Genomic DNA, 13,089 nt, shown 5'->3' on the forward strand with positions numbered 1-13,089 from the left:
GATAGCCTTAGGCCATGCGGCGAGCTACTGGTCGTGATGCTAGGTTGAGTCTGTTACGGGAGGATTACTGGAATGTGAAAACTCCGTGACAGGAATCGGCCACCGGGATTTCATGGCTTGGGTGATGTTCAGCACCCTCCTAACGATCCTGGTTCCCGCACGCCGATGTGAACGCTAATTCACCTGGCTGTCATCGAACGTTAACTTAAGCCGGTTTCTAATGTGGCATGGACACCGTTATCGCCGATACGATTCTCGTGTCCGACCTGCACTTGGGATCCGAGACCAGCCGTGCCCGCGAGGCTGCGCAGTTCTTGCATTCCGCCATGTTCAATCGGTTGATCCTCCTGGGCGACATTTTCTGCGATCTCAACTTCCGGCGGCTCAAGAAGGAGCACTGGCAGTTCCTTTCCTTGATCCGGAAGCTCTCGAACCCGAAACGTGGAGTCGAAGTCGTCTGGGTTGAGGGCAATCACGATCGCGGCCTGGCGCAGTTGATGTCGCACCTGGTCGGCGTGCGCGTGTACGACGACTACGGGTGGCAATACCGCGGCGTAAAGTATCGCGGCATTCATGGCCACCAGTTCGACCGCTTTCTCGTGGACAGCGCCTTGCTGAGTGCGCTCGGCGAGTTGATTTACCTCCACATTCAGAAGGTTGATTTCAAGGACAGCAAGATCGCACGCTGGTTGGATCGCAAGAATTCACGATGGTTGCGGCTGACCGAAACCGCTCACCGGCTACTCCGCCGTTTGGATCAGAACGACGCACACCTGATCTTCCAGCCGACGCACGGACATTTCTACTTTGGCCTTGGCATGGCAATCGTGGACGCCGTTCGGGAGGTGACCGTGGACGCGCTGGTTCGTCCTGGTCTCATCGTGCGCGACAAAGCCACGACCACACCGATCGATTCGCATCAGCAGCAAGGGTAAGCGGTTCCTGGCTGTACTGGGAGTTCGCTCCTAGGCTACGGGATCAGAACCCGTTTTCACCGGGATCATTTGGGCAGTTGGTCCGCAGCCCTGGGGTCTGGTTCCACAGGATCATCGGCACGAGCGGCAGAGGTGAGGCGTTGGGCCGCAGCAAAGGCCTTGGCGCGCTTTTCCGAGCTGACGACAAAAACGAAGGACATGGCTACCGCCACGATGAAGAACCCGATGGTTAAGTACCAGAAGTAATTCACTAGAAACAACAAAATCTTGGATTCGCAAATAGCTTTCTGTTGAGAGGTGCGGAACGTCTCGATCGCGGTGGTAATTACCGGATACGCCGCGACGTTCAACGCAATGAGCAATACGATACTAAGAATGAAAGTGAAGGGCACCAGTGAGCGCCAGTCTTCATAATAGATTTTGCTAAAGCGCGAATCGAGAAGTTCCTCTCCTCTCAGGAGCCTATTTATACGCTCCTCAAGGTAGCGGCCGTAGTGACTCGAGTACGAATAGTGGTTCCATAGGTTCATAACCAGCAAAAACCCAAGGGTGGAGAGATATGGTAGGGCAGTCAGCAGAATTCGGTAGCTTGAGTTTACGGCACAGTAGCCAAGAAAAAAAAAGAACGGAACCACGCCTATGGACACAAACCGATAGACCCACTCATCGGTCGCGCGACTCTTTGCTTTCACCCGCACGAGCTCTTTATAGAGCAGGTCAACGAGCTCTCTTGTGCCGTCTTCCATCTGGACCTCCTCGGGGTCAGCGGTTGTTTCCAATCGTGACCATCACTTCGTGTTAGGTCAGATTCTGCTCGGCCAGGGCTAGCATAGAAAGCCAGGCGTTGATAAGCTTCTGGCGCGTGCTCATGGTACTCCTTTCGGCGTCAAGTTGAGTTACAGCAAACCCTAACTTACCACCGGGACCCATGAGCACCGCTGCTTTCCGTCGGCTTTTTCATTGGTAACTAATGAGCCGGCTGAACGATGGCGATTCGCGTCTCCGCGCCGGTCGTGCCGATGGCAAACACCTTGGTGGCCCCCGGCCGGCTGACGGCGATGATCTTCTGGCCGTTGATTTCCGTCACTTCGGCGTCGGGGTAAAGGCGCCGGTAGTAGCTGACGACCGTTGCGATGGAGTCGGAAGTGGTATAGGCCGCGCTGGCAACGGGGATGCCGATGTCGGGGAGGTTGGCGTCCTTGACCTCCACCGGCTGCGAGCCGGGATAACGGTCCCGCCGCGTCGATCACTATCCGGGCGCCCTGCAATTCATTTTCATCTGCGGACGCAACAAGGACCTGGCAGCAAAGCTGCGGGGCATGCGCACCGGCAAGAGACGGCACATCGAAGGTTTCACCTTCGAGATTCCGTACTTCATGCGCCTGGCGGATTTTTTTATCGGCAAACCGGGGCCGGGTTGCGTCAGCGAGGCCTTGGCCTGCGGCCTGCCCGTCATTGTCGTGTGCAATGCCTGGACGCTTCCCCAAGAGCGCTACAACGCCGAGTGGATCCGGAGCAATCGCTTTGGCATCGTGCTGCGCAGTTTCGACGACATCAACCGGGCCCTCGCTGAAATGCTGGGCCCTGGCGCAATGTTTCGTCCCAATGTAGCCCAGTACTTCAACTGCGCCGTTTTCGAAGTTGTCGATATTCTGCAGCAGATCGTGGACGAATCGCACTTGCCCGCCTCCGGCGCAAGTGATGGAACTCGGAGCCCCTCCTCCACCTGATGGCAGCGGCTTCACGACCGGGGGCTGTACTGGCGTTGAGCTCCTTTTTCAGGAAACTGCCTAATCCTGATAGATCCAGCCAGCCACCAGGGCTGCAAGAATTGCTCCCACCCAGAGCTCCAGCATCCACCACAGCGGGAAGTGCCGGCTAAACGGGGCCCAAGTTGCGATGGCGAAGTTTGTGGGAAGCCCCGCAGCAAAGCCGACGAGAACACCGACCTCAGCCGCAGTCTTCGGTCCGGCCCCTCGGGTCGCCCGCACTGACGCATAAAGCGATGCGACGATAGCGGCGAGGATAAACAGCATCACTATCCACGCACCCACGAAGAATGGGTACCGCGGTTGTTGCAAGAAGGCGCCGCCCTGCTGAGCGGCGGCGTATCGATCACGCAGTACCACCAGGTTGATGATGATGCTCCAGATGTTCCACACGACGCCTCCGGCCAAGGCGCCCAAGAGGACCCGGCGAGCATTGACAGAGGCCATAGGCCACCTCACAGGAAGCAAATTTTTGGGAGAGTTTCCGTTGAGTTGCGGATGCTAACAATCGGCCAGAAAACTGTCAAGGTCGGCACATCCGGCACCACGGAAGAGTCCGGTCGCTGATCCTCCGTGCCCAAGTTAGGCTGATATCGCGGCGGACCACTCCCCGTCAATTTCAGTGGGCGGGCTTAGCGCCGAGCGACGCTCGCCTCGTCCTTTCGCTGGTCCAGCAGCATGCGGGCGTTCTGAACCACCTCGATGAATCGGCGGGCGGCTTGGCAAATCACGTGGTTATTGCCGGCGTTGAGTGCGGCCGAGGAAACCAGCTCACCGCCGACGCCCAAGGCAACTGCGCCCGCGAGAATAAAATCTGCCGCGGTCTCCAGGTTCACGCCGCCGGTTGGCACCATCGGGACTTGCGGGAGCGGGCCGCGAAGCGCCTTGATGTAGCTAGCGCCGCCCAGTTCGCCACACGGGAAGATCTTCACGAAGTCCGCGCCCGCTTTCCAGGCATTCATCACCTCGGTGGGAGTAAGGGCGCCGGCCATCATCACGATGTCCCGAGACTTGGCAAAATCCACTGTCTCGTAATCCAGTCCAGGGCTGACCAGAAACTGCGCGCCGGCATCGGCGCACTGTCTGGCGGTGGCCGCATCGAGTACCGTTCCTGCCCCAACCAGCACCTCCGACCCCATGGACCTGGCCACCTCGCGAATCAGATCAACCGCCCCCGGAACCGTCATGGTGATTTCGGCGACAGGGATGCCCCCGAGGCATACCGCCTCGATGGCCATCATCGCCTGTTTTGCGGAAGCTGCCCGGACTACCGGAACGATGCCGACTTGGGTGATCTGATGGCGCACTTCCTGCTTAGTCATCGACTCGCCTCTTCTGCTGCGGTTGACAGCGTGGGCGCAAACTCATCGGGCCATCCAGCCTCCGTCCACGAGGAGAATATGGCCGTGGACGTAATTGCTGGCCGCGGAGCTGAGAAAAACTGCCGCACCCCCCAGGTCCGAGGGTTCGCCCCATCGCCCGGCGGGAATGCGTTCCAGGATTTGCCTGGAACGTTCCGCATCCTTGCGAAGAGCGGCGGTGTTGTCGGTTGCCATGTATCCGGGCGCGATGGCGTTGACATTGATCCCCTTGCAGGCCCACTCATTGGCGAAGGCCTTGGTCAGGGCGGCCACCCCCGACTTCGCCGCCGCATAAGAGGGCACCAGCACGCCACCTTGAAACGCCAGCAGCGAAGCGATATTGATGATCTTCCCACTACCTTGCTTCAGCATGTGCCGCGCCGCCAGTTGCGAAAGACGGAATACCGAGGTCAGGTTTACTGCGATGACTTCATCCCAGTATTGTTGCGGAAACTCGGCGGCCGGCGCGCGGCGTATGGTGCCGGCGTTGTTGACCAGAATGTCGATCGATCCGAACTCGTCCACGGTTCGCTGAATCAGTGCAGAGCAGACCTTCTCCTCGGCCACGTCGCCCGACATGAAAAACGCCTTGCGGCCAAGCCGGAGAACGTGGTCGCGGATGTCGCACGGCTCCGGAGTCAGCCCATGGCAGCCGACGTTGGCCCCGGCTTCGGCCAGCGCACGGGCAATCCCAAAGCCAAGCCCACTCTGCGAGCCGGTCACGAGCGCATTCTTACCTTCGAGTCGGAAAGCATCCAAGATCACGGTAGCGCCCCTTACGATTGAGCCGGGCCTGACCTGGCCCGGCTCTTCGCAACCACCATCTACTTCTTACGCCCGGCTTCCAGGCCTGAGCCCCCGCCGTCGAATCCGGGCTGCACATTCACCACGCCAAACTGGCGGTCCAGGACCTCGCGGTGCGCGGCCATGGCCCAGAGGAAGCAAATACGATGGCCCGGAACCGAGACGTTGGGATGATAACCGGTGGGCATCAGCACCGCATCGCCATCGCGCACCACGGTAACCAAATCGGGGTAGTCAGGGTTGTTGTAAACCATCTGGATTCCGAAGGCCGGCGCCGGCATGTTGAAGTACACATACATCTCTTCGAGCATGGCGGCGTGCTCGTGCGGCGGCCAACTGGTCCAATTGCCGGGATCGGACCAGGTGAAGCCCGCCACCAGCCTTCCCGCTTCAACGTTTTTCGCGATCGCCATGTGCAGGTGGCGCGACGCGTTAGTTCCGGACCCGGCCTGGAAGACCAATCCCGGATCCTTCAGTATTTCGGCGTAGCGCACGACCTGTAGAGGGTACCGGTGTTCGACATCGGCGGAGAACTCAGCGATATCAACAAGGCTGCCGCTCATGACTTCGACGAAAGACTCTCGCGGGATGTAGATCGAGTCGTATTGGCCAAGTTGGAACGACTGGCTCGCTACCTTCAGCGTGGCTTCCCCCGAGAGCACAATGAGGCCCGTCTCGCGATTCCCATTGCTGAAGGAAACGGCTGGCTTTGAGGAATTCAAAATGATGCGGCCGTAAGCCAGGTGCTTATTGGTGCTGTTTTCGGGAGTAACCGAGATGACCCGGCCGGTATGGGAGTTGGTGCCCCGGAACACCATCTTGTCGACGGGAACGTTCGACTGGTTGTTCATGACTCCGGACCTACGTGGCGGTTGGCATCATGTTCTTGGCCCCTTCAGCTTGGAAACCCGGGCGGCAGGCACCGTGGACTGCCGCCCGGATTGTCGGCTAGAAGCTGAACTTGACCGCGGCTTGGAAAGTACGTCCAAAGCCATTCTGGGTTTGGATTCTGCCAACGTTGGCGGTGTTGTTGAGGCTGGTGACCGGGTTGCCCAGAACCGGGTGGTTCAGCAGATTGAAGGTGTCGAGCCTCAGAGCCAGTTCCTTGGTCTCGCTAAAAATGAACTTACGGGAGAGAGCGGTGTCGAGCGTGAAGGCGCCCGGGCCCGAGAGGGAGTTGCGCCCCACGTTTCCAAACGTGCCGTTGGTGGGCGATGCGTAAGCCGTGTTGTTAAACCAGCAATCGCGGCTTCCCACGGTGGCTCCGTTAGAGCAGGTCCCACTACTGGGATCGCCCACCAGGTTGGGACGGTCCTTGAACGAGGTGGTCGTGCCGGTGAGGGCCGTATCCACGCCGGTCAGTACCGTGATGGGGATTCCGGTACGGTAGGTCAGAAGTGGCGCAATCTGCCAGTTGTTGAGCACCACACCCTTCCAACCCTGGTACTTGGGCGTATTCGCCACCAGAGAGATGTTCATGTTGTGGCGCACGTCGAAGCCACAGTTCCCGCGGTCGCCCTTGAGCACGGCCAGGTTGGGATTCGTAACCGGAGAGACGTAAAGATCCGGACGGCTGTTGGTCAGCTCTCCGGTGAAATCCTGGTCGCTGATGCAGTGCGACCAAGTGTAGTTCGACAGCAGCGTGAAGTTGTGGCTGAAGCGATGCCTCAAGCTGGCCAGCATCGCGTGGTAGTTGGCGTTGGCGCCATCCCAAAGCGAGGTCATGTTAGAGAAGTACTGGCCCTGCAGCGGGTTGGCTATCACCAGGGCGCGGCGGCAGTTGGTATTGCCGGTGGCGGCGGCGGCTCCGGCCGTGCAACCGCTTCCGCCGCTCGCCGCTGAGGGCGTAGCTACTGTCGCGACATTCATGCCCGGATTGGCTTCATACGCTACCCAGACGTGTGTCGTTTTGCTGCCCAGGTAACTCAACGAGAACAGCCAGTCGGCGCCGAACTGCTTCTCGACACTGAAGTTCCAGTTCTGTACGTACATGGGATGGACGTCGAAATTGTTGTTGATGTAGACGCCGTTCAGCGGGAAGAAGGCGGCCGGATCTCCCGGTTTGGGGAATGGCAGTGGGAACTGGGGAACGCCCGCCTGGCCGGCGTAGGGATTCGAAAGCGTACCGCCCGCGCTGGCTTTCGGAACGAAGCTGACCCCGCTGCCGAAAGGTGAATTGTCGGCATAGCGATCGAAGTAGTACAGCTCCGGACTGTCATAGAACAGGCCGTAACTGGCCCGCACGGTCATGTTACCTTTCTTGGTTGGGTCCCAGATCAGGCCGATGCGAGGCGAGAACTGCGCCAACTTATGCTGCGCGAACGCGCAGGGCACGCCGGGATCACCACAATACTGCAAGCCGGCGGGCGCATTCGGGTATACCGTGCTGTGCGTGCCGGCCACGAAGGCAGCGTAGTCGAAATGGCTGCCGCGATGCATGATGTCAGTCGACGGTAGATACGGCTCCCAGCGCACACCGACGTTGAACGTCAGGTTGGGCAGCAGTTTGATGTTGTCTTGTGCGTAGAGACCCCAGTAAGTGTATCTCCAGTTTTCCGCTTCCGGATTGCCCTGCGCGAAGTTGGAGGGGAAGCCGAGCATGAAGTCAACCAGGTTGTCTCCACTGCCGCCGGTGGTGTTGAACGTAAACTGCCCGTTGGACTGGAAGGTGGAGAGGTAGTTGAGCTGCATCTTCATGAAGTTGACGCCAAAAGAAAACTGGTGCTTGCCATGCACGATGTCCACATCATCGGCAAGCTGGTACAGATTGTTGATGAAGTATCCCGGCATGGAGGAGCCGCCGCCGACCGCGAAGTAGTTGGAAATGCTCAGCACTAATCCGTTCGGAACCGGGCTCGGGACAGTGATGCCGATACTGGCAGGATTGATCATGTCGTTAGCCGGGCCGCGGTGGATGGCGAGCCGGGTAGCTGTGACGTGGAAGGAGTTGACCAGGTTCGAGCTGATGGTAGACGTGTGGCCTATAGCCGCGGTCTGGAACCGGGCAAATTGGTTAGAGACCACGCTCTGCGGTACGATGTTGGTCTTGTCAAAAGGCAGCGGCGCTCTGGAATCGGTGCCGAAATAACGCATAAACACGGTCTGCTTGGGACTCAGGTTCCAATCCACTTTGGCCACGCCCTGGTCCTCGTTCCAAATCTGCGGGTAGGAATAGCTGATCTTGCCGCAGGCAGGATCGGGGGTGGCAGGAGGCACGAACTGCAGCAGGGCCAACGCCGAGGCATTGAAGCTTGCGGGATTGACTTTGTTGCCTGGAATGGTGATGCCGTTCACCGTCTTCAATGTCTTGGCTTTGCCGACGCCTTGGCATGCCGCCGACATCATCACGCTGAAGTCGCCAGTAAGCGTCGCGGGAGTCGGCACGATGATGGTTGCGAACGGCGCCGATGCCGACTGCCGGGTACCCTGGAAGCCCACGAAGAACAGCAATTTGTCTTTCTTGATGGGTCCGCCAAAGGTTCCCCCGAACTGGTTGCGCTTGATGCTCTCGTCTTTCGCGCCAGTAGAGAAGACCACGAGGCGGGCATTCACTGCCGGATTGCGCAGAAATTCAAAAACGCTGCCGTGATAGGCATTGGTGCCGGACTTGGTGACTGCATTCACCGTGGCGCCGGCGTGCACGCCGTAGCGCGCCGAAAGTCCGCTGCTCTGAACACTGAATTCCTGGACCGCATCCGGAAACGGATAAGGCGCATTCACGTTCGAGAAGGCGTCGTTGTTGTCGCTGCCATCCAACAAGAAGTTGTTGGCATTCTCCTGGCCGCCACCCACCGAGATGGGTTGCGAGGGCCCGTTGGCTTGGTTGTTGCCGTAGTTCTTGGTGCTGTTCAGGTCGTTGCTGGTGAGCGTGGGATTCGTCGCCGCACCCGACCCCATGACAAGTGACACCATATTGCGGCCATCGAGCGGAAGCTCCAGGATGCGCGCGTTGTCGATCATGGTCGAGATTGAGTTTTCGTGGGTTTCGACCAGTGCGGCATTGGCTCTCACCTCGACGGTCTCGGCAACGCTGCCCACGACGAGCTTGACATTCACTTCTGGGGTTTCGCCCACCTGCAACACGATGCCCGTCTGCAGGAAGTTCCGGAACCCGGTGGCCGTGACTTTCAATTGGTAGGGGCCGACCGGCAGGTTGGGCAGGGCGTAATTGCCCTCCGAACCGGAGACCGTGGTCCTGACCAATCCTGTATTGAACTGGCTGGCGGTGATTTGTGCTCCGACGATTGCCGCCCCGGTCGCATCGGTGATGCGGCCATGGATCTGGGCGAAGTTAACTGCCTGGCCGAAGAGAACGTTTTGCGCTAATGCTACGAACGCAACTACGGCCAGAATCTTCAGCATCTGTACGAACTTCATGGCGATTCTCCAAACTGCCCTTCGGCTAGGAAGTTGGTAAAGCTCCCAAGGATCGGTCCGGGGCTGCTGGGCGCACAAAAACCTATCGAGTGACGCGCGCGCTTGCCCCCTTCATTACTTTCTCGACTTCCGGCAGCGTCGCCATCGTGGTGTCTCCGGGTGTGGTCATGGCCAGTGCGCCATGCGCCGCTCCGCATTCGACAGCCCACTGGGGCTCGCGGCCGGTCAGAAACCCATAGATAAGACCGGAGGCAAAGGAATCGCCTCCGCCAATACGATCCAGGATCGCGAGACTTTCCCGACTCGTGGCGCGATAGAGTTTCCCGTCACAAAAGCAGACGGCACTCCAGTCGTTGATACTTGCCGACCTCACATGGCGCAGCGTGATGGCAACCGCCTTGATCCCGGGAAAGGCGGCCACCACGCGCTCGATCATGCGGCAGAAGTTTTCCGGATCCAGCTTCGAAAGGTTTTCATCCAGGGTCTCGACTTCGAACCCCAGGGCGGCGGTGAAGTCCTCTTCGTTCCCGATCATCACGTCCACCAACGGAGCCAGCTCGCGGTTGATCTTCTGCGCCGCCGGCTTGCCGCCGGCCGACTTCCACAGTGACTCGCGGTAGTTGAGGTCGTAGGAAACGACGACCCCGTGCTGCCTTGCCGCCTGCATGGCTTCCTTGGCAACGCCCGGCGTGGTTTCGGAAAGCGCGGCAAAGATTCCGCCGGTGTGGAACCAGCGCGCACCCTCATGCGCAAAAATCCCGGTCCAGTCGATGTCGCCGGGCTTGAGTTGCGAAACCGCGGTGTGCCCGCGATCGGAGCAGCCCAGGGCCGCACGCACCCCAAATCCTCGCTCCGTAAAGTTGAGGCCATTCCGCACCGAGCGCCCCACCCCGTCATACGGCACCCACTTCACATGCGACTGGTCCACGCCGCCCTGATAGATAAGGTCCTGGATGAGCCTGCCCACCGGGTTATCGGCGAACGCGGTGACGATCGCCGTGTCCATTCCGAAACAACGCTTCAGGCCGCGGGCGACGTTGTATTCACCGCCGCCCTCCCAGGCGCGAAAAGTGCGCGTGGTATGGATGCGCTCATCCCCGGGATCGAGCCGGAGCATGACTTCCCCCAAGCTGACCAGGTCCCACTTGCAACCGGCCTTGGGCTTACTCTGCAACATCGAATTGCCCTTCACCCGGCTGGGGTCGCATGGCGGAAGGAAAGCAGGTTCGCATTCCCTCCGTCATGTTGCCGCCCCGGCGGCCTCATGCTTTCGCCCGAAGGCGCTGCTTGGCGGGCGCCGCGGCCACTTGCGCACTGTAGCCAAGCTTTTTCGAAACGCCCTTGCAGGCCGCGATCAGCGCGTTCGCAATCTTGCTTTCGCCTTCCAGAATTCGATGGACCGGCCCGGAGACACTCATGGCCGCGATGGGCTGCCCGCTCTCGTCGAAGATGGGCGCCCCGATGCAGGCCACACCGGGCTCGTTCTCCTCGTTGTCGACCGCATAGCCCCGCTGGCGCGCCAGTTCCAGCTCCTTGCGCACGGTTTGCAGGCGCTGCCGCGAAAGCTTGGCGAGATAGAAGAAGTAGGGAGAACGCGAATCGTCCGCTCCCAGAAAAGCCAACATCGCCTTTCCCATGGACGTCTGGTGGGCCGGCATGCGGCATCCCACGGTCGCGCTCATGCGGAACGGACGCGCACTATCCACAATCTGCAGATAGAGAACGTTGCCGTCGTCGAGCACGCTGAGGTTCACCATCTCGTTAAAGCGCTCGCGCAGTTCCAGCATCAGCGGGCGGGCGATGTCCTTGATGTCGCGGCGGACATGGGTGGAGAGCTCGAACAACTTGATGCCCAGCATGTACAGGCTGCCATCGGCGCTGCGCTCCACGTAACCGCGCTTGGCCAGGGTGTGCAGCAGCCGGAACGTGCGGCTCTTGTTCAACCCGACCCGCCGGCTGATTTCGATCAACGTAAGGCCTTCGCTGCCGCCAAAGACTTCCAGCACATCCAGCGCCTTGGCGACCGCATCCACAACGTACTTGCCGGAGGTGGTTCGCGCTACCTTCATGTTTTATCTATTAAAATGCTGTTGCAATAGACAAATCATCGGCCACAGCCTGTCACCGGCGAGCCGGCTTGTCAAGCAGCATTCTTCCTTTCATGGAAAGATTGATTGTCCCGCTTCGGGAATCCACCCGTCCCCGGTGGGGCGCAAAGCCGGCTCGCTTGCCGGCGCCGCCGCCGGGACGGTGAAGTCGTACAATGGCCCCCACTTTGCAGACCGCGACTGCCCCTTCGACGTCACCCGTTGTTATGGCGGCGACGGATTGATTTGCGGGCTGCGGCATGGCGTCGTCTCGGGGGTCGCGGACCAAGAAGTGGGTTGACACACAACAGGAAACACGAAACTATTGTTTTGTCAATTACAACATCGTTGTATTGTATAAAACGATTCAGGATGCGGAGCAACTAAGCGGGCACATCCAATGATTCTGCCCAGACCGCTCCGCGAGGGACCCCGATGACCTCATCCGCGACTCATTCCCTGGCATCCTCAGCCGGCCTCCGCCTCGCGAGATACTCTTTGGGCGTCGGCGACCGCTTTGCCCATCAGGCCCGGGCTCAGTTGCGCGCCTGCGTCATGGCTGCGCAGCGTGGCGTCGAGATCATTCCGGTCTGGAACAAGTCGAACCGCGAACACCTTATTGTTGGTTCCAAGCCTGGGAGTGTGCGTGCCGCCGCCGAAAAGGCAGTGCGCGAACTGGAATGGACCAGGCCCTTCCACGTGGACGCCGACCACATCAACCTCGACACCGTGGACGGCTTCCTGCCATCGAGCGACTTCTATACCCTGGACGTTGCTTACGCCATTGGCAAACCATCGGAGGCGTCGGCAATCGACGCATTTATCCACCGCCATCCTGAGTTGCTGCGGCCCATCGAACTGCAAGGCCGCGGGTTCTCGCGGCAACTGTCGCGCGAAGGGTTGGCGGAGATTGCGACCAAGTACCTGTTCGCCACCCTGGAGGCGGGCAGGATTTATCGGCACATCGCGGGCGCGCTGGGAACGGGCGCCTTCATCACCGAAGTCTCGATGGACGAAACCGACACTCCCCAGAGTCCAGCCGAGTTGTTGGTGATCCTCGCGGCCCTGTCCGATGAGGGCATTCCGCTGCAAACGATTGCGCCGAAGTTCACCGGCCGCTTCAACAAGGGCGTGGATTATGTGGGAGACGTCGCGCAGTTTGAAGTCGAGTTTCGCAGCGACCTGGCGGTAATCGCTCATGCCATCCAGGTCTACGGCCTGCCTGCCCAGTTGAAGCTGAGCATCCATTCTGGCAGCGACAAGTTCTCCATCTATCCGGCCATCCGCCGCGCCTTGCGCGAAACCGGGGCCGGCGTGCATGTAAAGACTGCCGGCACCACCTGGCTCGAAGAACTGGTCGGACTGGCGGAAGCCGGCGGCGATGGACTTGGACTGGCGAAGGAGATCTACGCCGAGGCGCACGCGCATCGTGATGAGCTGTGCGCTCCGTACGCAGCCGTGATTGACATCAGCGCAGGGAGGCTGCCCTCCCCGCAACAGGTCAACGGGTGGTCGTCACAGCAGTACGCCAACGCTCTGCGTCACGACCAGAAGTGTCCCGAGTACAACTCCGATTTCCGCCAGTTGCTGCACGTTGGCTATAAGGTCGCCGCCAAGCTGGGCCAGCGCTATCTGGACATGCTGGTGGCGTGCGAAGACTCCATCTCACGTAATGTGATCGCCAACTTGTACGAACGGCATATCACCCCGATTTTCCTGGCTGGGGACGCGTCAGCGTAAGCCCGTTAGCCCAGGA

At 59.8% G+C, this 13,089-nt stretch carries 12 protein-coding genes; 3 read left to right on the forward strand and 9 right to left on the reverse strand.

Annotated features, from left to right (window positions below):
- Positions 1 to 227 precede the first annotated feature (227 nt).
- The gene (locus LAN70_07230; protein MBZ5510948.1) at positions 228 to 935 is read left to right on the forward strand and encodes a metallophosphoesterase; all 708 of its coding nucleotides are present in this window, start codon (positions 228 to 230) and stop codon (positions 933 to 935) included.
- Positions 936 to 1,000: 65 nt separating this feature from the next.
- On the opposite strand, the gene LAN70_07235 is transcribed toward LAN70_07230, so the two are convergent.
- Both LAN70_07235 and LAN70_07240 read right to left on the reverse strand, forming a co-directional pair.
- A complete protein-coding gene (locus LAN70_07235) occupies positions 1,001 to 1,681 on the reverse strand; it encodes a hypothetical protein (GenBank protein ID MBZ5510949.1) in 681 nt (226 codons plus the stop codon).
- Positions 1,682 to 1,902: 221 nt separating this feature from the next.
- Positions 1,903 to 2,145 carry a hypothetical protein gene (locus LAN70_07240; GenBank protein ID MBZ5510950.1) on the reverse strand — a complete coding sequence of 81 codons (243 nt, stop codon included), beginning with the start codon at positions 2,143 to 2,145 and terminating at the stop codon, positions 1,903 to 1,905.
- 52 nt (positions 2,146 to 2,197) lie between these two features.
- On the opposite strand from LAN70_07240, the gene LAN70_07245 reads away from it, so the two are divergent.
- Complete coding sequence (locus LAN70_07245; GenBank protein MBZ5510951.1) at positions 2,198 to 2,665, forward strand: hypothetical protein; 468 nt, start codon at positions 2,198 to 2,200, stop codon at positions 2,663 to 2,665.
- 60 nt (positions 2,666 to 2,725) lie between these two features.
- Here LAN70_07245 and LAN70_07250 read toward each other — a convergent pair whose 3' ends face one another.
- The 7 genes from LAN70_07250 to LAN70_07280 form a co-directional block, all read right to left on the reverse strand.
- Positions 2,726 to 3,097, reverse strand: a complete 372-nt coding sequence (locus LAN70_07250) for a hypothetical protein (GenBank protein ID MBZ5510952.1) — start codon at positions 3,095 to 3,097, stop codon at positions 2,726 to 2,728.
- A gap of 239 nt (positions 3,098 to 3,336) precedes the next feature.
- On the reverse strand, positions 3,337 to 4,026 hold the full coding sequence (gene eda / locus LAN70_07255) for a bifunctional 4-hydroxy-2-oxoglutarate aldolase/2-dehydro-3-deoxy-phosphogluconate aldolase (GenBank protein MBZ5510953.1): 690 nt from the start codon (positions 4,024 to 4,026) through the stop codon (positions 3,337 to 3,339).
- Between the two features lie 42 nt (positions 4,027 to 4,068).
- The gene (kduD, locus tag LAN70_07260) at positions 4,069 to 4,827 is read right to left on the reverse strand and encodes a 2-dehydro-3-deoxy-D-gluconate 5-dehydrogenase KduD (protein MBZ5510954.1); all 759 of its coding nucleotides are present in this window, start codon (positions 4,825 to 4,827) and stop codon (positions 4,069 to 4,071) included.
- Positions 4,828 to 4,889: 62 nt separating this feature from the next.
- Positions 4,890 to 5,687, reverse strand: a complete 798-nt coding sequence (locus LAN70_07265; protein ID MBZ5510955.1) for a 5-deoxy-glucuronate isomerase — start codon at positions 5,685 to 5,687, stop codon at positions 4,890 to 4,892.
- 130 nt (positions 5,688 to 5,817) lie between these two features.
- Complete coding sequence (locus LAN70_07270) at positions 5,818 to 9,246, reverse strand: TonB-dependent receptor (GenBank protein ID MBZ5510956.1); 3,429 nt, start codon at positions 9,244 to 9,246, stop codon at positions 5,818 to 5,820.
- 82 nt (positions 9,247 to 9,328) lie between these two features.
- Complete coding sequence (locus tag LAN70_07275) at positions 9,329 to 10,423, reverse strand: sugar kinase (GenBank protein MBZ5510957.1); 1,095 nt, start codon at positions 10,421 to 10,423, stop codon at positions 9,329 to 9,331.
- 85 nt (positions 10,424 to 10,508) lie between these two features.
- The gene (locus LAN70_07280; protein MBZ5510958.1) at positions 10,509 to 11,315 is read right to left on the reverse strand and encodes an IclR family transcriptional regulator; all 807 of its coding nucleotides are present in this window, start codon (positions 11,313 to 11,315) and stop codon (positions 10,509 to 10,511) included.
- Positions 11,316 to 11,768: 453 nt separating this feature from the next.
- On the opposite strand from LAN70_07280, the gene LAN70_07285 reads away from it, so the two are divergent.
- Positions 11,769 to 13,073, forward strand: a complete 1,305-nt coding sequence (locus LAN70_07285) for a tagaturonate epimerase family protein (GenBank protein ID MBZ5510959.1) — start codon at positions 11,769 to 11,771, stop codon at positions 13,071 to 13,073.
- Positions 13,074 to 13,089: the final 16 nt, after the last annotated feature.

This window comes from Terriglobia bacterium, assembly GCA_020072845.1.
Taxonomy (GTDB): Bacteria; Acidobacteriota; Terriglobia; order Terriglobales; family Acidobacteriaceae; genus JAIQGF01.